The following is a 19286-nucleotide window of genomic DNA, read 5'->3' on the forward strand; positions in this document are numbered from 1 at the left end:
TAATATCATAAATTTTGAGGCCAGTAAATTGCCAGCCTTTATTTTTGCGTTATGGATACTATTTTAATTTTTGGTGCAGGAAAATCTTCAACGGTTTTAATTGATTATTTAATAAGAGAAGCCGAACAACGGCAATGGAAAATTATTGTTGCCGATGCAGATTTACAAGTGGCAAAAGCAAAAATCCGTAACAGCCCATTTGCCGAAGCAATGCAACTGGATATTGTAAATGACGAACAAAGGAGCAAGCTAATTGAAAGCGCTGCTGTAGTTATTTCCATGATGCCGCCAGGCATGCATTACCTGGTTGCCAAAGATTGTGTGCACTATAAAAAGCACCTCTTAACCGCTTCTTATTTAGATGATAAAATAAAAACGCTGCAGCATCAAATTGAAAGCAGCAATATTTTGTTTTTGTGTGAAATGGGTTTAGACCCCGGAATTGACCATATGAGCGCCATGCAAATAATTGATGAAATTAAAGAAAATGGCGGAAAAATTACTTCTTTCAAAAGCCATTGCGGTGGATTGGTGGCACCCGAAAGCGATAACAACCCCTGGCATTACAAAATTAGCTGGAACCCACGTAATGTGGTTTTGGCTGGCAATTCAGGCGCAATATTTAAGCAAAACGGTCATAATATTTCTATTGCTTATAAAGATTTATTTGATAAAAATAATAGGGTAAACATCAATGGGATTGGGGCATTGGCTTATTATGCCAACAGGGATTCTTTAAGTTATATCCCAATATACCATTTGCAGGAAGCGGCAACTTTTATGCGTACCACGCTTCGCTATGCAGGGTATTTTGATGGGTGGGATGCAATTGTGCAAGCAGGGCTTACCAGTGAAAAAGATAAAGTTGCCCATAACATAACTTTTGCAGAATGGAGCAAATCTATATTGCCTTTTATTACCAAAGAGAATAAAGACCAATTATCTTTTTTAGGATTATTTGAAAATGATATAATTCCCGGCCACATACAATCTTCGGCAGATACCCTGCAATATTTACTTGAAAAAAAATTGGCCATGCAACCGCAGGATAAAGATATGATCGTAATGCTGCATGAATTTGAATATTTGGAAAACGGAAAAACTAAATACCTGCAAAGCTGCCTGCTGGTAAAAGGAGAAAATAATTTGCAAACAGCAATGGCAAAAACCGTAGGGCTGCCACTTGGTATTGCAGCTAAACTTATCCTCACCGGAAAATTAAAACTTACTGGCCTGCACATTCCTACGCTAAAAGAAATTTACAATCCCGTATTACAACAGCTTGAAATCGAAGGTATAAAATTTATTGAAAGTACTATGTAAAGAATATTTATGTATTAGGTATAAAAAGTACGTTTGTACTGAACCAAAAAAGGAGGTAGTGATGAGTACAAATGTCACACGATTCTGATGCTTTACATTTTAGAGAATAGCAACCAATCTATTATGTTTGGCAACTCTATAGTTAACATTACTTAAAGCAATATCGTAAGTAACTCCTCCACTCCTTCTGTAGCCGGCTTTTCAATAGCATGTAAATTATGATAACCACTTACTGATGGTAATTTTTTATCAATAATATATTTTGGCAGATAAGGTGCAGCATATTGTAATAACGATGCGGCAGGATACACCTGCAACGATGTGCCAATAATCACCAGTATATCACAATCGTTTACAATTTCAATAGCTTTTTCCATCATTGGTACGGCTTCGCCAAACCATACAATATGCGGCCTGAGTTGGGAGCCATCTTCAGCAAGGTCGCCAACTTTAATTTCATTTTTTATTTCAAAATGCAATGAAGGATTGGCTACACTATGCATTTTAAAAATTTCGCCATGCAGGTGCATTACAGTAGTTGAACCTGCCCTTTCATGAAGATCATCTATATTTTGGGTGATGATGGTTACCTGGTATTTTTCCTCAAGCTTTACCAGGCCGGTGTGTGCATAGTTGGGCTTTGCAGCAGCAACATCTCTCCGGCGCATGTTGTAAAATTCCAATACCTGTTGGGGATTTTTTTTAAAAGCCTGTGGCGTTGCCACATCTTCAAAGTTATGGCCCATCCAAAGCCCATTGCTGTCTCTAAAAGTTTTCAGGCCGCTTTCGGCACTTATGCCAGCCCCGGAAAGTACAGTAATGTGTTTCATAGGACTTTTATGCAGCTTATTTTTTGATGAGCCTTTTTAATATTTCTTCATCACGGTTATAAATATCTTTTCTAAAATTAAGCTCACCAGTTTCGGAATTTACAAAAGCAGTAAGGTAGCCAATGTACACCGGCTCGGGTTGCTTAAGCTTTACCTGCACTTCTTTGGTTAAATGCATCAGGCTGTCAATCACTTTTTCCGTGTAACTTAGTTCATTCCTTAATAAATACATGGCCAGTTTTTTGGGCTCCTTTAGCCTGATACATCCATGGCTAAAAGCCCTGTTGGTATAATTAAATTTATCTTTTGCCGGTGTATCATGAAAATAAATATTATAGCTGTTGGGAAATAAAAATTTTACCAACCCCAATGAATTATTAGGGCCAGGCAACTGGCGCACCCTGCCGTTGCCAACAATTTCCATGTTGTTTCTTTTAAGGTATGTTTCCGAAAGCCTTCCTTCCATCTCGTTTTTATAAATACTGTAAGGCACATTCCAATATGGACTAAAGGCGATAGTTCGAAGCGTATCGTTAAAAATTACAGTTTTGGTAGCATCCTGCCCCACCACCACGTCAATACTAAAGTTTAATTTCCCATCTTCGTAAACAAATAATTTGTAATCGGGAATATTAACCACAATATAGTTTTCACCCAGCGAAATGGGTATCCAGCGGCAGCGTTCCATATTCACAATTATCTGTTCAATTCTTTTAGAAACGGGCACATTCATTTCATGCACTACATACCTATCAATATAATTTGCAGGTTTCAAGCCAACCCGTAACCTAAATTCTTTTACTGCATTGGCCAGTGTACTATCATAAATATAAGAAGTATCAGCGCTTTTAAAATCGCCAGACATAGCCAGCCTTTTTTTAATTGCAACAATTTTCACTGATGAATCACCCGGCGATAATTTTTTAATAGCTGTATCAACCTTAGGCCAGCCGCCAGATGAATCTATAGCTTTATACTTCTTTAAATAATCTTTTAAATACCCATATTGCGGATAAATAGGCTCTTTTGAAAAAATACCTGAATCGGCCCCGGAAAGTATGCTATTTAAATATTCCGGGTAAGATATTTTTTTTGGGGTAATGTTCCAGCCTAGTTCTTTCAACTGTTTTGCCGATAAAGCGCCATAAATTTGGCGGGTGTACATAAAATATTGTGCCGTGAGCATCATCTCATTCAAAATATAAATACTGTCTTTTCTGTCTTTTCCGGGCAATGAAGAAGCGTCATCGTAAATATGGTTAAACTCTGTCCGGTAGTAGAGGCTGTCATCCAGGCCGTCATCGGTGAGGTTATTGATGCGGTTGTGGAGGTTTTGTGCGGCTTGGGTAAACCCGGATGTATCCGACCATGCAAAAGAGTAATTACGATTGCGGTAAAAATCATACCAATCAGCTTTGATATTTTCCAACAGGGGAAATGCTGAAAAAAACTGATTAGCCCTTGAGCTGTCGAACTTCAATATCGAAGCAGGTTCTATCTGTTGTGGGATATTGGGATCAACATCTCCTGCAATAGCAGGTAATTTACGTTTTTCTTTTTGCGTACAATGAGAAAAAATGCCGGCAAAAACAAAAAGGCAAACCAGGGTTTGAAATTTTAATTTCATATTTGCAAAAATAAGCCCAAAAATTTATAAAGAATATTAAGTAAACCCGGCAGATGCATCCACAGATAGAACTTTTGCTCCGTTGTATCAGGCTTGAAGAAGCCGAAGAAAAACAACGTTTCGGCCTTACCGATAAACATTCCTTAAAACAATTAAAGGCAGAAGGTGCAGCGTTGCACCCTATCATTATAACCGGGAAAAGTTTTGGATATTTAGATTACCCTGAGCTAAGGTTTAAAATTAATTTTCCATCGGAACTTAATTTTTTTAAAGATGGAGTTGCTATTGAATGTTTTAAAAACGGGGAAGAAAATGTAAAAGGTATGCTGATGGGCTTTGATGGTAAAGCTGGCGAATTCAGGCTGTTTGCACCCGATTTTCCGGAATGGATTGAAGATAATGGTGTAGGAATAAAACTGGTTCCCGATAGCAGAACAACAGAGATCATGAAAAAATCTCTCCGGGAACTAGAAAACAACAAAACGCTTTTTGCATTATTTGAGCAGTTGCATACTGTTGATAAAGTTGCGGAAAATACAGAAACAAAGGATATAACCCAACTTACTTTTAGAAATGTACATTTAAATGCCAGCCAGCAAAAAGCAGTGGCAGCAGTGGTTCAAAATGAATCTATCACAATAATACATGGCCCTCCGGGTACGGGCAAAACCACCACTTTAATAGAAGCAATTGTGCAGTTGATAAAAAAAGGCGAAAAAGTACTGGTTGCTGCACCAAGCAACACAGCGGTGGATAATATTGCCAAAGGTTTGCTGAAACAAAATATTTCTTTATTAAGAGTAGGCAATAGTGGCAAAGCAGATGAAGCTTTATTTGCCCATACACCCGAAGGCAAACTGAGCAGCAGCAAGCACCAGAAAGAAGTAAAAAAATTAAAAATAAGGGCGGAGGAGTTTAGAAAAATGGCGCTAAAATATAAACGGAGTTTTGGCAAAGCAGAAAGGGAACAACGTAGTTTATTATTTAAAGAAGTTAAGGATATACGCAGGCAGGTAAAAGATTTACAAAAATACCAGGAGGAAAAACTTTTTGAAGAAGCTTCAGTAATTGCCGGCACGCCCATTGGGTTGTACGATTCTGGTTTGCATAAATTGCATTTTCAAAGCTTGGTGATGGATGAAGCCGGGCAATGCATTGAGCCGCTTGCCTGGGTAATTTTTCCATTGGCTGATAAACTGGTTTTAGCTGGAGATCACTGGCAACTGCCACCAACGGTTTTAAGCAATGAAGCGGCTAAACTTGGTTTTAATAAATCTATTTTAGAAACAGCAATTGAAAAATGCAGCAATATTAACCTTTTGAATATCCAGTACAGGATGCGAAAAGCAATTGCAGGTTTTAGCAGCCAGTTTTTTTACAATAATTTATTGTTAACTGCCGAACAGCTTTTTAATACCGGCATACACCTTTGTTTTATTGACATGGCCGGCTCCGGCAGTGATGAAGAAAGTGGCGCAGACGGCTCAAGTTTACAAAATAAAGGTGAACTGGAACTGGCTTTAAAATTGCTGGAAACAGAAACCCTGGATATTGTACAGACAGCATTTATTTCTCCTTATGCCGGTCAGGTGGCGGCGGCAAAAGAAAAATTTCCAAGTAAACTCCGCATAAGCACCATTGACAGCTTCCAGGGGCAGGAAAAAGAAAATATTATTTTATCGCTGGTACGCAGTAATGAAGATGCCGTAATTGGTTTTTTAAAAGATTACCGCCGAATGAATGTGGCCATTACCCGGGCAAAGGAGCAATTATTTGTAATTGGCGATAGTGCAACTATTGGTAAAGATAAATTTTACCGGGCCTTTTTAGAATATGTTGAAAAAAACGGCAGCTATAGAACAGTTTGGGAGTTTGAGTTATAGATGATAAAAAAGGTTTCACTGGTTCATCAATTTTTAATGTCTCTAAACCCTTTAAATTTTCTCTTGCCGGTTGCAGCACTTGCATATTTGTTTACAATAATCCTTTCTGCAGCCATAGTATCCAGCAAGGCATAGGCTGGGTTATATTCAATAAAAGATTTTTTTTCTTTCTTTCCATTATAATTTTTACAGAAAAAAAACAGCTATATTCAGCTATTAATAAACCGAAAACACCAGGTAATCCAAAAACCAGTTCCTAATTTTTTGAAAGTATTTTATTTTCATTTATTTGAGTTTGGATGGATAGGAGGATAATTTCAATTGCAAAGCTATTTTGCCCTCTTACTTTAAACAATACCTCATCAGGGTATTTTTTAAAAAACAATGATTTTAAGCATAGAAATTTGAATGTACATAAATAATTGGGCTAACTCTTCAATTTTCAATGGTTTTTCCTCCATTTGCCCTATTTTTGCCGACCTTAATTTTAACTATATCTAAAAAATGGACAAACTGTTTTATGTAGTTCCGGCACTGGGAATTGTTGGGCTATTGTACACTTTTATCAAGTTTAACTGGGTGGCAAAGCAAGATGCTGGTAACGACCGCATGAAGGAAATCAGCAATTATATTGCCGAAGGCGCTATGGCCTTCTTAAAAGCTGAATATAAAATCCTCACCTATTTTGTAATTATTGCTGCGCTTTTGCTGGGCGTAATGGGCTTTAGCAACGAAAATAGCCACTGGAGCATTGCCCTGGCCTTTGTTGCAGGCGCCTTTTTTAGCGCTTTGGCTGGTTATATTGGTATGAGGGTAGCAACCAAAGCCAATGTACGTACTGCTCAAGCAGCAAGAACAAGTTTAAGCAAAGCCCTTGCCGTTTCGTTTACCGGAGGTTCTGTAATGGGCCTTGGTGTTGCGGGTTTGGCAGTTCTTGGCCTTGGCGGTTTATTCATAGTTTTAATTTGCCTTTTTGCCCCGGGTGAAGCTTCCAATAGCCTTATGGTTACAAAGGCAATAGAGGTATTAACCGGTTTTTCACTGGGCGCTGAATCTATAGCTTTATTTGCCCGTGTGGGTGGCGGTATTTATACCAAGGCCGCCGATGTTGGAGCCGACCTTGTGGGTAAAGTAGAAGCAGGCATACCCGAAGATGACCCTCGTAACCCGGCAACTATTGCCGATAATGTGGGTGATAATGTGGGTGATGTTGCCGGTATGGGTGCCGATCTTTTTGGCTCTTATGTGGCAACTGTATTAGCTACAATGGTTTTGGGCCATGAAGTAACCGACGCAGCAGGCCAGGTTTTAAGCGATGGCTTTGGTGGTTTCTCCCCTATTTTATTACCAATGCTAATTGCCGGAACCGGGATTTTATTTTCCATTATAGGAACCTTTTTTGTGCGCATTAGCGATAGTGCAGGATTAAGCACCGCAAAAGTGCAAAACGCTTTAAATATGGGCAACTGGGGTTCAATTGTTCTTACGGCAATTGCTTCATTCTTTTTGGTAAATTATATTCTTCCCGATAATATGAGCCTTCGTGGCCATGAGTTTACAAGCAATGGTGTTTTTGGCGCCATTATGGTTGGGCTAGGCGTAGGTACTTTAATGAGTATTATTACCGAGTACTATACTGCAATGGGCAAGCGCCCTGTAAACAGTATTGTGCGCCAAAGCGGCACGGGCCATGCTACAAATATTATTGGTGGTTTAGCCATTGGCATGGAAAGCACTTTGCTGCCTATAATTGTACTGGCTGCAGGTATTTATGGCTCTTATGAATGTGCAGGCTTATATGGTGTGGCAATTGCTGCTGCAGGCATGATGGCTACAACGGCTATGCAACTTGCAATTGATGCTTTTGGCCCTATTGCCGATAATGCCGGTGGTATTGCCGAAATGAGTGAATTGCCAAAAGAAGTTCGTGAAAAAACAGATATCCTTGATGCGGTTGGTAACACCACTGCAGCAACCGGTAAAGGTTTTGCTATAGCTTCTGCCGCTTTAACAGCGCTTGCTTTATTTGCAGCTTTTGTAGGCATTGCCGGTATTTCCGGAATTGATATTTACCATGCCGATGTGCTGGCCGGGTTATTTATTGGTGCTATGATCCCGTTTATTTTCTCTTCGCTTGCAATACGTGCCGTAGGAGAAGCTGCCATGAGTATGGTAGAAGAAGTGCGAAGGCAGTTCCGTACCATTCCGGGTATTATGGAAGGTACCGGTAAACCTGAATATGATAAATGCGTTGCCATTTCTACCGATGCATCTATTAAAAAAATGATGCTGCCAGGAGCAATAGCTTTAATTTCCCCGCTTTTGATGGGATTTGTTTTTGGCCCAGAAGTGCTGGGTGGTTTTCTTGCGGGCGCTACCGTTTCGGGTGTACTGATGGGCATGTTCCAAAACAATGCAGGCGGTGCATGGGACAATGCTAAAAAATCTTTTGAAAAAGGCGTAGAAATTAACGGGGAAACTTTTTATAAAAAATCGGAGCCGCACAAAGCCTCAGTAACAGGCGATACAGTTGGCGATCCGTTTAAAGATACTTCCGGCCCATCTATGAATATCCTTATTAAACTAATGAGTATTGTGAGCCTTGTAATTGCCCCAACAATTGCAAAAATTCATGTAAAAGATAAAGCTGTGAACAACAGCCATACCACTTCTATAAAAAATTCAGTAAACAATACTACGGCTACTACAACCGTTACTGTTCAATAATAATTAAACCAGCAAATAGTTCAAAAAAAGAAAATCCCGGATTTAAACCGGGATTTTTTTATTGCGCTATTCTTCACAGGGTTAGAAAAATTTTAAAATTGATTTTCTTTTCCTTACAACTAAGAATATTAAAATGCTAAATATCCATATCGGCCAAAGGTCAATTAAGCCAATTATGATATCTCCAAAATAGCCGGCGCCATTTTTAAAGGATGCTAAAACTCTTGAAAAAAATGGCGAATTGGGTGTTGTTTCATAAATGGAGTATCCGCCATTGTAATAGGTTAATAAAACAGTGCTGTAAGCAGCCTGCTGGCTTAATGATTCAATCCTTGCAGTTGCCGATTCAATTTCTTCCTGCAAATTGTTAATTTCATTTTGTACCTGAAGTGCTTCGGTCATGTTTTTAGATTGCTTTAAAAATTCCAGGTATTTAAAACGCATTTCTTTACGGGCTTCCATCCTTGCCCTGGTATCCACTACTTCGGTAGTTACATCATCTGTGTTAATGCTGCGTTCAATAAGTTTACTTTCTTTTATGTTCAGCTCATTTATTAAATTTTCAAATTGCAGCACCGGCACTTTTATCGTAACCGTAGATTCTGTAAACCCATCATTAAAATTATTTTGCTCATTGGATACATAGGCGCCGTTTCGCTTTACAATTTCAGGGAGCGATTGGTTGAATAATTTTACATCTTTTACTTCAAGTTTGATGGTAGCAGTTTTCACCAGTTTTTTATCCCAGTTTGGATTCGATGGTTGCACCGGTATTTTAGGAACATTGGGTTGTACTTGTTGCGGCTGCTGATTGGGCAAAGGGTTTTGGATTTGCTGCGGTTCGGGGTTATCAACCACATCGTTAACTACAATATCTGCGGGCATTTCTTTGGTGCCGATAGATTTTGATTCATCCGATAAACCGTTGTTAATATGGTTGCAGGATATAGCTGCAACTGCAAGCAATAGCATTGCTTTTACAATTGGAAACTTCATGACAATAAGTTTTAAAATTGATTATTATTTTTACTGTTGACTGGCCATACCATCAGTAGATGATAGTTTATAGCCAATTGCATAAAATAGTAACCCGGTTAAATTTGTTAAATAAAAAAGCCCCGCAAATTGCAGGGCTTCAAAAAATTTTTAATCTTTATTTAATGCGATTAAAAAATCTTTTCCATCTTGGGCCGCCCTCCCAGCTAAACCAAATAAGCGATGCCTTGCCTACAATATGATCTTCGGGAACAAAGCCCCAGTAACGGCTATCCAGGGAATTATGGCGGTTGTCGCCCATCATCCAGTAATAATTCATTTTAAAAGTATAATTCTTTTCGGCTTTGTTATTTATAAAAGCCTGGCCGTTTTTTTGTTCAATTTTATTGCCTTCATATACGCTGATGCACCTTTCATAGCGGGCAATATTATCTGCATTGAGTTCTATGGTTGTTCCTTTTTGCGGTATGCTGATAGGCCCATAATTATCTACCGACCATTTATGCGCTGTATCATAATAAGGAAATAAATCCCTGGGTGAGCCTTCGGCTATGTAATTTTTTATGAAATAACCTGCAGGTAAACGCAGGTTTGCTTTTTCTTCATTGGTAATATTTACAATGGCTTCTCCATGCGGACCGCTTTGTAAATCGCCTTGTTCTTCCCTAATCTCTATACCAAATGATTCCAACAATTCTTTAGTTACATAAGTACCTTTGGGCGCTTCAAAAATATAATAGCGTTCGGAGTGGGGAAAACCCTGCTGGGGTTTACCATCAATATAAACAATTCCGTTTATTACCTGCAATTTATCACCGCCAATGGCCACACATCTCTTAATAAAGTTTTCTCTTTTATCAACCGGACGGGTTACAATTATATCTCCATACTTATCCCATACTGCATCCCTGCCCATTTCTCTTACTGCCTGGTAATAAGTTACCCTGCTCCCAAAATTTTCTTCATCATTAATTAACGTATCATTTACCGGAAAATTAAAAACCACCACATCATTTCTTTCTACCGGTTTGGCAAACCACCTTGTATAAGGTATCTTAATAATTTCAGAATATGATTTGGTGCCCGTGATGGGCATTGTATGGTGAACAAAAGGCATGGCTATTGGCGTATTGGGTATCCTTGGGCCGTAGCTGAATTTGCTCACAAATAAAAAATCGTTTACCAGCAAGGTTTTTTCCATACTTTGGGTAGGTATGGTGTAGGCTTCAAAAATAAAAGTGCGGATGATGGTTGCAGCTACAACGGCAAATACGGCAGCATCCACCCATTCTCTTGCGCCGGATTTTTTATAATTGTCCATTACCAGTTTACCGGCAAATTTTTCATTTTTTGAAAAACCGAGGTAAGGAAAATATGCAAAGGGAAATAAAACCGTTGCTGCATGATGCATTAAACTAAAGCGGCCAAAATTTTCTACAAATTTTATGGTTATCCAAATGGTAATAAAAACTCCGGCAATGGGAATAAACTGCAACCAAAACCAAATTTTTTTTAGCTGGATTTTTTCTACAATGCACCAGGTGTTGTAAAAGGGAACCAATGCTTTCCATGGTTCAATTCTTGCTTTTTTAAACATTCCGTACATGCCGGCATGCCAGCCAATGGTGCCCAAAATAAAAATAATCCAGCCCATAATAATTAGTAAAAATTAGTGTGCGCAAAAATAATAATACTCCTTTATATATAAATGGATAACCCGATACAATTATTGCAAAACAAGAGCTATAACATTAATTTAACAGCAAGAAGAATGCTTTTTTGATGTAAATAACCAAAGCAAATTTTCTATTTGGGCAATACGTAAAGCTCCACATCCTGCCCGGTAATGGTTTTGCCAGAGAGGATTACAAGCCTTTCCACCACATTTCTTAGTTCCCTTATATTTCCTGTCCAGTTATTTTTTTGCAGGGCCAGCATGGCATTTTCGTCTATTATTTTTTTGGCCTGCCCGTATTCTGTTGCAATAATATCGAGAAAATAATCTACAAGGTGCGGTATATCTTCCCGCCTTTCGTTTAATGAAGGGATATTAATGATAATTACACCCAGGCGATGGTATAAATCCAGCCGAAATTTTTTTTCCTCCACTTCTTTAAACAAATCTTTATTAGTAGCGGCAATAATCCTTACATCTACATTTATATCTTTTTCTGCGCCTACACGGGTAATTTTTCCTTCCTGCAATGCCCTTAATACTTTGGCTTGCGCATTAAGACTCATATCGCCAATTTCATCCAAAAAAAGTGTGCCTTTATTGGCCTGTTCAAATTTTCCTATTCTTTGCTTTATGGCCGAAGTAAAAGATCCTTTTTCATGGCCAAACAATTCGCTTTCTATTAATTCCCCGGGAATGGCAGCGCAATTTACTTCTACAATGGAGGAACCGCTGCGGTTGCTTTTTTCGTGTATCCATCGGGCTACAAGTTCTTTACCTACGCCATTATCGCCGGTAATTAAAACCCTTGCATCTGTTGCAGCCACTTTTTCAATGGTGTCTTTAATTTTTTGAATGGCTTTGCTTTCTCCCACCATTTCCTGCACTTTGCTTACTTTACGCTTGAGCACTTTGGTTTGGGTTACCAGCTCTTTCTTTTCGGTGGCATTTCTTATGGTTATGAGCAACCGGTTTAAATCGGGTGGCTTGCTTATGTAATCAAAAGCGCCTTTTTTAACTGCTTCCACAGCAGTTTCAATATTACCGTGGCCGCTAATCATAATTATAGAAGTATCCGGGTTTATTGCTTTGGCTTGCTCCAAAAATTCAATGCCATCCAGCCTCGGCATTTTAATATCGCAAAGCACTACATCATATGTTCCTTTGCTAAATTTTGCAAGCCCTTCTTCACCGTCTGATGCTTCATCAATTTTATAGCCCTCAAAACTCAAGATTTCGCTTAAGGTTTTGCGTATCGCTTTTTCATCGTCAATAATGAGAATTTGGGTCATATCAGAGTTTACTTTCAGGGCTTTGAATACCCAAAATTATAAACTTTATTCAAAGCAAAGAATAAAGTGATAAATTTTAGAAATCATTTAGTTACAGGCATTTTAACTGGGCAAAAAATAAATACCTCGTAAAATTACGAGGTCTGCTTTCGTAGTCTTTCTAAAGTTGTACATGAATATTTACGATGCTGTCCGTAAATACTGAGTAGGCAAAAACGGGCAGTAATGCTCTTGTACAGGCTTGATTATTGCCGCATCTTTGCATCAGAAGTTGATTGATAGACAATATCAATCCATCCAAGATCCAGGAAAAGCCAACTGTACTAATATCCAGTTAAAAAACCAAATCCAGTATCAGTCAACTTCTCTTTTCTTTTTTGTGAACTACGAAAAAGAAAATTTAAAATCCATTATCGTAAAGGCGAAAGCCTGAAGACCAAAATCCAAGTTCAATTTTGCCAATGCAAAATTTGAAAAACCTGTAAAGCCTGAAACCGGGATAAACTCATTAAAAACCCCAAGGAAGATTAATGAAATCAAACATCCTGAAGAACCAACCCAGAGTATGAAAGTTGGTAAAAAATTGCCCCTGCTTTTGCAGGGGTTTTATTTTAATTTATTTTAGAAATTTAATTTAACCCCTGCTTTTTTGCCTTTCTTAACTTTTTGCCATGTGGCCAGGTTAAGCATTTGTATGGCTTTATTATCGCAACTGCTGCAAATGGAATTTTTTACCGCAATCCTCACTGGTATGCCGGAATCATCGGTGTCAAATTTAAGTTCAATTGTTTTTTTATTGCTCACAACAAAAAGGCTGTCTTTTGCAAATTGGCGCAACGCTGTTTCGCCGGAAATAATAGCTACATTTATGAGCGTAACCGTAGCTGGCTTGTGCAGGCTCAGGTTTTCTTTTAAGGTAACTACTACTATGCCATTTGTTGCCATTGAACCATAAATTGCTGCTGCATTTTTATCTTTGATTACTTGCATGCTTTTAATAAAACCAGATGGTATTTGCATAAAATCTGAGGCTGGTAATACCTGGTTGTTTACCACATACATGGGTTCTCCATTTGTTTTAAGTGAACTTGCTCCACGAATTTTTACAATATTTAACGAGTTGGATGATTTTTTCACTTTTGCATTTGCCAATGTTACTACTACTTCGCTCAATTGCTGGTCAGCCTTTTGCAAAACAATATTATTGGCAAGCATATCATTGCTGTTAATAGATTGAGTTGCCTGCTCATAACCCATTGCATTTACTGCAATACTCATAGCCGTATCAATGGCCTGTATATTAAACTGGCCGTAGGCATTTGTTTGTACTGTGTTCCGGGTTTTGGTATCATATACAATTGCATTGGGTACAGGCTGTCCTGCCTGATCTTTTACGCTTCCCGAAAAAATATGCTGGTGCATATTATTTACTGCACCGGAATAATTTTTATCGGCACTTAGCCCGGGCATTGGGCTTTGTTTTAGATGTTCATTTACTTTTGTTTCTTTTTTTGCAGTTTCGTTTATTGTGGCAGTTATTTTCTGCGAAAAGTTATCGGCAGCATCATCTTCTACTCTTGTTACCGTTGTACCTGCATTGTTTTCGGCAGCTTTGTTTTCTGCTAATGAACTTTTTCCGTTTGTTTTTTGGGTATTGGTTTCTGGTAAAGAAACTGTTGAATCAGCAATTGATGTGGTTTCTGTTTCGGGTACATTCTGCTCTTGCCCAGGTTCTGTTTTTAATTGTGCCAGCTCAGTAGTACTCTTGGATTGTACTTCTTCTTTATTGTTATAAAAAAGCCAGCCAAGGCTTATGAAAAGAAAAACGGTAGCGGCAATTTTTAAAAAATCTTTTGCTTTTTTTTGCCTGTACCATTCAATAGGAACTAACTTACTTTGCTTTTTTTGAGCAAGTTTTTTCTTAATTTCTTCAATATCATCAATAGCCGATTGTGTATGTTTACATCCTTCCAATGCATCCTGCAAAAAAGCATCGTTTAAGGCATCATTTTCCAGGGCATACATTTCTTCCTTATTCATTTTACCTGAATAATAGCGCTCAAAATCTGATGCGCCCCAATTTTTATTATGGTTGTCCCATTGCTGCATTAACTTTCTGCCATTTGTTTATCCATACATATTTTTAAATTTCGCCTGCCGTTTTGAATATGGCTGCGTACTTTGTTCCATTCTATGCCGGTTTGTTCCACAATTTCGTTATAACATTTTTTTTGCAGGTAAAAAAGTTCAATGGTTATTTTTTGTTCTTCCTGAAGCTGCTGCAGGCATAATTCCAATTGTTTAAAGCTCTCTTCCCTGTTTTGGTCATTATCCAGATGCAGCAAATCCTGGTTTTGCATAAGTTCCGGTTCGGAGGAAATTTTGCTGAACTTCTTTGCTGCCCTTATTTTCATAAGGCAATGGTTTTTTGACAATTGATATACCCAGGCTTTAAAATTGGCTACTTCATGTTTTTGGAGTTTGGGTACCAATTCTTCAAAAATATCCAGTACGGCATCTTTGGCCAATTCTTTATCTTCCAGGTATTTGAGGCATACGCCATAAATCAAATCCATATAGCGTTGAAATAGTTCACTCAATGCAACCATATCGGCCGAGGATTTGTATCCTGCCAGTAAATGCTCATCTGAACGTTGGCTAAATGAATGGTTTTTGATGAATGCCACCGTGTAAAATTAGGGAACTATTGATAAAAGCACCATTTAGTCCTTACCACCGGGTTTATACTCAAATATCAACACTGCATTTTCATCGAGGCTTGCCTTGCTGCGGAGTTCATAATGCCTGTTTCCGGCTGTAACCACCACCAATGCGGTATTGGGTGGTATGCTTCCCAGGTTATCGGCATACAAAGTTATTTCGTGTATCGTTGTGTTTTCGTCCAACTCAATATTTAACTCTATGGGTTTATCGCTTAATCTTTTGTGGCTGATCAATAATTTTTTATTATAGAAAATAGAAACGGTATCATTATCAATTTCGCCATTATCGTACACTTTAATATTAAGTTTATTGGTGCTAATGGCAATGCGGCTTTGCTCCGATTGTTTACGTTCGGTCATTTTCTTAACCAGTGATGGTTCTTTAATTTCTGGTGTAATGGGCTTAGGTAAAGGCTTTTTAACGCTGTCTTTTTTTACAATGGGCGGCAACGGCCTGGGTTCTGGTTTTTTAACCATAGGTTTGGGAGCAGGTTTGGGTGCCTCAGGTTTCTTAACTACAGGTTTTTGAGGTGCAGGTTTGGGGGCTGTTGGCCTGGGAGGTTTTGGTGCAATTTGTTTGGGTTTATTCACTACCGTAAAACAAGGTATTTCGCCATCGGGAAAATTATTGGGTTTTGTTGAAACCCTGGTGAGGATTACTTCTTCCCTGTCGCTAAAAATTTGATCCATAAATGAGCCGGTAGAAACCGTAACCCTCAATTTATTGGGTGGATCTGTTTTCTCCCTCCACACAGCAAGACGCATCAGTACATGGCCGCCGCTATTTTCAAAAAAACTTACACCACGCAAATACCAGGTATTGGTTTCCGGGTCTAAATATCCTTCAAATTTTGCCTTGCAAAAGCTGGATGGTTCCGCAGTAACATAATCATAAGTATAGCCGCATATTTTTGTGCCTTTTTGGGTAATATTCATTTGCAGGCGTTCTGTTCCCATTCTTCCCTCCCACCTTCCGGTAATTTTTTGGGCATAGGCATTAAAAGAAAAAGAAAACAGTAAAAGCAAAAAACAAGAGCGGTATAGATTAGCCATGCTTTAATATTTACTGTAAAGTTGCAATTAAATAAATTAAATTAACTATCGTAAGAAAAACTTTAATAAACCATTAAGAAAATGCTTTTAATGCCAATTGTAATATTTCTGCTGCCCCTGGCTGCATATTTTTTCTTTTTGTACATTGCAGAAACATTTTTTTTGTGCTACGTCAACTCTTACAATATTTTGAAACGCTGGAGCAATATCCCGGCCAACGTATGGCCTTATTAATTGCCGGTATGTTATTTTTTTGGATACTGGAAGGTGCCATTCCATTATATAAATTGAAATTTGAAAAAAACCGGTTTTCTCATGCCGGCATCAACCTGGTATTTACCCTCATCCATTTGGCTATACATTCGCTGCTGGCATTTTTAATTGTGGTATTGAGTGATTGGTGCAGGCTAAATGGATTTGGCCTTGTTTACTGGGCGAATGCCAATATTTTCTTTACCATTATTATTACCGTTTTGGGTCTTGATTTTTTTGGTGGCTGGCTGGTACATATTATCCAGCATAAAGTACCCTTACTTTGGAGCTTTCATATTGTCCATCATTCCGATAAAAAAGTAGATGTAACTACCGGGTTGCGCCACCATCCTTTTGAAAGTGTTTTGCGTGGCATATTTTTCTTCATGGGAATATTGGCCACAGGGTCGCCAATGTATGCAGTAATGATTTTTCAAACCCTATTGGTTTTTGTAACAGCATTTACCCATGCCAATATTAAATTGCCCGGGAATATAGACAATTCCTTAAGCTATTTTCTTATTTCACCCAATATGCATAAAGTGCACCATCATCATAAGCTGCCTTATCCCGATTCTAATTACGGTGCTATCTTTTCAATTTGGGACCGTGTGCTGGGTACTTTCAAAAAACTGCATATCCACCAAATTCAGTATGGTATTGATCAATCCACGCTTAATGATAATGATGAAAACCTGGGGATGCTGTTGAAAACCCCTTTTACTAAAAAATAAACCCAACTTAATTTTATTGATCCTTCAGGTTTAGAAAATTTTTATTGTATGTTATTAGAAATTATTGCTTTTAATATTCAAAGTTGTGCCACAATACAAAATGCCGGCGCCCAACGTATAGAGTTATGCGGTAACCCCACAGAAGGCGGCACCACTCCATCTTATGGTTTTATTAAAGCCGCAAGGGAAGTTACCGGTATCCAGTTGTTTCCCATAATAAGGCCACGAGGCGGCGATTTTTTGTATAGCAATGAAGAATTTGAAATAATGAAATCGGAAATTAAGTTGTGTAAAGAATTTGGATGCGATGGCGTAGTTATTGGTTTGCTCAATGCCGATGGTACAATTGATAAAAAAAGAACGGCAGCCCTTGTATCGCTGGCTTATCCATTGGAGGTAACTTTTCACCGGGCATTTGACAGGGTGAAGGATATGTATATTGCTTTGGAAGATGTAATTGAAGCAGGATGCGGAAGAATACTCACTTCGGGGCTTTTTCCCACAGCAGAACAGGGAATGGGCAACCTGCAAAAATTAGTGGAGGCCGCTAATAACCGAATTGTAATAATGCCCGGTAGTGGCGTAAGGTCGGATAATATTAATATCATTGCTCAAAAAACAGGCGCATCAGAATTTCACAGTTCGGCAAGAATTTTATCAGCAAGCCTTATGCAGCATTACAATAAAAATATGAACGAAACACTTGAATATAATACCGTAGATGAAGATGAAGTAAAAAAACTGGTTACGGCAATTAAGTAAATGAAAAATAATTCTTCGCATATTTTGAGTTTCTTTTTATGCCTATGTTGCTTTAAAAATAAAAATGCACCAAAAAGTAAAAAGCAAGGGAACGCAAGGAGTACGCAGAGAAAAACCATAAAACAGTGTGGAAAACGGTTCATTAAAATAGTGGCAATTATTTTTCCGTAACTAACCATGCCAGCACATTACCCTCTATATTTTTGGCAAATACATCCAGTTTCATAGGCATCGATCTATTTAAAGTACAATTTGCGGTAAAAAGTTCTTCCTCTTTATACAATTGCTGTATTACCATATGCTTTTTAAAATCAAGCTGCCCCAGGCCATACCATTTAAAAATGGCTTCTTTTATGCTCCAGGCCATGGTAAGTTTAAACAATTCGTCTCTTTCATCCATCATTTTTAAAACAGTAAACTCTTTTGTGCCCATAAACTTATGCTTCACTATATCAATTTTTTGCTGTGGCCATTCCACATCTACGCCTACCCGGTATTTACTGCTTACAATTACAGCTGCATAATCACCGCAATGAGATATGGAAAAATGGTATTGCTCCCCAGGTAAAAAAGGTTTCCTGGTTTCGGCAATTTTAATAAGCTTTAGCGGGAAATGTGGAAATAATTTCCGTAGCAAAAAACGGCCGGCCAGATGCTGTAAACGCTTATGTGGATGCGTAATTTTTTTTTGCAGGGGAACAAATTGCAAAAAAAAGTTTTCGGGCTCTTCAATACGCCAAAGGCCAAGCTTTGTATCGTCGTTAATATTTTGTTGATAAACCAGCGGCATTTTAAAAATTGTATGCTATCAGCAAAGTGAAAAATTTTACTTTTACAAATAAACTAAGAAACAATGATATTAAGCGACAAACGTATTTTAGAAGAAATAGAAAGAGGAACTATTAAAATAGCGCCCTACAACCGGGACTGCCTGGGAAGCAACAGTTACGATGTACATTTAGGCGCCAACCTGGCCACTTATGAAGATGACGAACTGGATGCAAAAAAACACAATACTATACGCCATTTTGAAATACCGGGTGAAGGGCTGGTTTTGCAGCCTCATAAATTTTATTTAGGCGTAACCGAAGAATATACCGAAACACATATTCATGTCCCTTTCCTGGAAGGTAAATCATCCACAGGCAGGCTGGGTATAGACATTCATGCAACCGCAGGCAAAGGCGATGTAGGTTTTTGCGGTAACTGGACGCTGGAAATTTCTGTGAAACAACCGGTAAGGGTTTATAAAGGCATGCCTATTGGCCAGCTCATTTATTTTCCTGTAGATGGCGAAATTGAAGTGAAATACAACCAAAAGAAAAATGCCAAATATAGCGGCCAGCCAAATAAACCTGTAGAAAGCATGATGTGGAAGAATAATTTCTAAGCCTGTTAAATTGTATCAT

Annotated in this window: 15 protein-coding genes; 6 read left to right on the forward strand and 9 right to left on the reverse strand. The window is 38.3% G+C overall.

The window, feature by feature from the left end:
* Positions 1–51: 51 nt before the first annotated feature.
* Positions 52–1323 (forward strand): saccharopine dehydrogenase NADP-binding domain-containing protein, encoded by a 1272-nt coding sequence (locus IPO46_01395; GenBank protein ID QQS63296.1) that lies wholly within the window; start codon positions 52–54, stop codon positions 1321–1323.
* A gap of 152 nt (positions 1324–1475) precedes the next feature.
* Here IPO46_01395 and IPO46_01400 read toward each other — a convergent pair whose 3' ends face one another.
* The gene (locus IPO46_01400; protein ID QQS63297.1) at positions 1476–2153 is read right to left on the reverse strand and encodes an NAD-dependent deacylase; all 678 of its coding nucleotides are present in this window, start codon (positions 2151–2153) and stop codon (positions 1476–1478) included.
* A 16-nt stretch (positions 2154–2169) separates the two neighbouring features.
* Positions 2170–3780 (reverse strand): L,D-transpeptidase family protein, encoded by a 1611-nt coding sequence (locus IPO46_01405; GenBank protein QQS63298.1) that lies wholly within the window; start codon positions 3778–3780, stop codon positions 2170–2172.
* 53 nt (positions 3781–3833) lie between these two features.
* On the opposite strand from IPO46_01405, the gene IPO46_01410 reads away from it, so the two are divergent.
* Both IPO46_01410 and IPO46_01415 read left to right on the forward strand, forming a co-directional pair.
* Positions 3834–5663: an AAA family ATPase gene (locus tag IPO46_01410; protein ID QQS63299.1), complete on the forward strand. Its 1830-nt coding sequence runs from the start codon at positions 3834–3836 to the stop codon at positions 5661–5663.
* 504 nt (positions 5664–6167) lie between these two features.
* Complete coding sequence (locus IPO46_01415; protein QQS63300.1) at positions 6168–8390, forward strand: sodium-translocating pyrophosphatase; 2223 nt, start codon at positions 6168–6170, stop codon at positions 8388–8390.
* A gap of 81 nt (positions 8391–8471) precedes the next feature.
* Here the strand turns inward: IPO46_01415 and IPO46_01420 are convergent, their stop codons facing one another.
* From IPO46_01420 to IPO46_01445, 6 genes are all read right to left on the reverse strand, one after another.
* A complete protein-coding gene (locus tag IPO46_01420; GenBank protein QQS63301.1) occupies positions 8472–9386 on the reverse strand; it encodes a DUF4349 domain-containing protein in 915 nt (304 codons plus the stop codon).
* Between the two features lie 157 nt (positions 9387–9543).
* On the reverse strand, positions 9544–11040 hold the full coding sequence (lepB, locus tag IPO46_01425; GenBank protein ID QQS63302.1) for a signal peptidase I: 1497 nt from the start codon (positions 11038–11040) through the stop codon (positions 9544–9546).
* A gap of 152 nt (positions 11041–11192) precedes the next feature.
* Positions 11193–12353, reverse strand: a complete 1161-nt coding sequence (locus IPO46_01430) for a sigma-54-dependent Fis family transcriptional regulator (GenBank protein QQS63303.1) — start codon at positions 12351–12353, stop codon at positions 11193–11195.
* Positions 12354–12974: 621 nt separating this feature from the next.
* The gene (locus IPO46_01435; GenBank protein QQS63304.1) at positions 12975–14462 is read right to left on the reverse strand and encodes a carboxypeptidase-like regulatory domain-containing protein; all 1488 of its coding nucleotides are present in this window, start codon (positions 14460–14462) and stop codon (positions 12975–12977) included.
* Entirely contained in the window at positions 14462–14962 is a 501-nt protein-coding gene (locus IPO46_01440) for a sigma-70 family RNA polymerase sigma factor (GenBank protein QQS64285.1), read from the reverse strand. The genes IPO46_01435 and IPO46_01440 overlap by 1 nt, the downstream gene beginning before the upstream one ends.
* Before the next feature lie 114 nt (positions 14963–15076).
* Entirely contained in the window at positions 15077–16129 is a 1053-nt protein-coding gene (locus tag IPO46_01445) for a hypothetical protein (GenBank protein ID QQS63305.1), read from the reverse strand.
* Between the two features lie 221 nt (positions 16130–16350).
* On the opposite strand from IPO46_01445, the gene IPO46_01450 reads away from it, so the two are divergent.
* Positions 16351–17115, forward strand: coding sequence for a sterol desaturase family protein (locus IPO46_01450; protein ID QQS64286.1), 765 nt, complete (start codon positions 16351–16353; stop codon positions 17113–17115).
* A 48-nt stretch (positions 17116–17163) separates the two neighbouring features.
* Positions 17164–17877: a copper homeostasis protein CutC gene (locus IPO46_01455; protein QQS63306.1), complete on the forward strand. Its 714-nt coding sequence runs from the start codon at positions 17164–17166 to the stop codon at positions 17875–17877.
* 157 nt (positions 17878–18034) lie between these two features.
* Here the strand turns inward: IPO46_01455 and IPO46_01460 are convergent, their stop codons facing one another.
* Positions 18035–18667 (reverse strand): 4'-phosphopantetheinyl transferase superfamily protein, encoded by a 633-nt coding sequence (locus IPO46_01460; GenBank protein ID QQS63307.1) that lies wholly within the window; start codon positions 18665–18667, stop codon positions 18035–18037.
* A gap of 63 nt (positions 18668–18730) precedes the next feature.
* Between IPO46_01460 and IPO46_01465 the strand changes: the two genes are divergently transcribed.
* Positions 18731–19267 carry a dCTP deaminase gene (locus tag IPO46_01465; GenBank protein QQS63308.1) on the forward strand — a complete coding sequence of 179 codons (537 nt, stop codon included), beginning with the start codon at positions 18731–18733 and terminating at the stop codon, positions 19265–19267.
* Positions 19268–19286: the final 19 nt, after the last annotated feature.

It is taken from the genome of Chitinophagaceae bacterium, from assembly GCA_016699815.1.
Lineage (GTDB): Bacteria > Bacteroidota > Bacteroidia > Chitinophagales > Chitinophagaceae > Ferruginibacter.

What these genes read in the sequence shown, in the direction of transcription:
- IPO46_01395 (QQS63296.1), top strand. Translation starts at nt 52, where the DNA reads ATGGATACTATTTTAATTTTTGGTGCAGGAAAATCTTCAACGGTTTTA.
- IPO46_01400 (QQS63297.1), bottom strand. Translation starts at nt 2,153, where the DNA reads ATGAAACACATTACTGTACTTTCCGGGGCTGGCATAAGTGCCGAAAGC.
- IPO46_01405 (QQS63298.1), bottom strand. Translation starts at nt 3,780, where the DNA reads ATGAAATTAAAATTTCAAACCCTGGTTTGCCTTTTTGTTTTTGCCGGC.
- IPO46_01410 (QQS63299.1), top strand. Translation starts at nt 3,834, where the DNA reads ATGCATCCACAGATAGAACTTTTGCTCCGTTGTATCAGGCTTGAAGAA.
- IPO46_01415 (QQS63300.1), top strand. Translation starts at nt 6,168, where the DNA reads ATGGACAAACTGTTTTATGTAGTTCCGGCACTGGGAATTGTTGGGCTA.
- IPO46_01420 (QQS63301.1), bottom strand. Translation starts at nt 9,386, where the DNA reads ATGAAGTTTCCAATTGTAAAAGCAATGCTATTGCTTGCAGTTGCAGCT.
- lepB (QQS63302.1), bottom strand. Translation starts at nt 11,040, where the DNA reads ATGGGCTGGATTATTTTTATTTTGGGCACCATTGGCTGGCATGCCGGC.
- IPO46_01430 (QQS63303.1), bottom strand. Translation starts at nt 12,353, where the DNA reads ATGACCCAAATTCTCATTATTGACGATGAAAAAGCGATACGCAAAACC.
- IPO46_01435 (QQS63304.1), bottom strand. Translation starts at nt 14,462, where the DNA reads ATGCAGCAATGGGACAACCATAATAAAAATTGGGGCGCATCAGATTTT.
- IPO46_01440 (QQS64285.1), bottom strand. Translation starts at nt 14,962, where the DNA reads ATGGTTGCATTGAGTGAACTATTTCAACGCTATATGGATTTGATTTAT.
- IPO46_01445 (QQS63305.1), bottom strand. Translation starts at nt 16,129, where the DNA reads ATGGCTAATCTATACCGCTCTTGTTTTTTGCTTTTACTGTTTTCTTTT.
- IPO46_01450 (QQS64286.1), top strand. Translation starts at nt 16,351, where the DNA reads ATGGCCTTATTAATTGCCGGTATGTTATTTTTTTGGATACTGGAAGGT.
- IPO46_01455 (QQS63306.1), top strand. Translation starts at nt 17,164, where the DNA reads ATGTTATTAGAAATTATTGCTTTTAATATTCAAAGTTGTGCCACAATA.
- IPO46_01460 (QQS63307.1), bottom strand. Translation starts at nt 18,667, where the DNA reads ATGCCGCTGGTTTATCAACAAAATATTAACGACGATACAAAGCTTGGC.
- IPO46_01465 (QQS63308.1), top strand. Translation starts at nt 18,731, where the DNA reads ATGATATTAAGCGACAAACGTATTTTAGAAGAAATAGAAAGAGGAACT.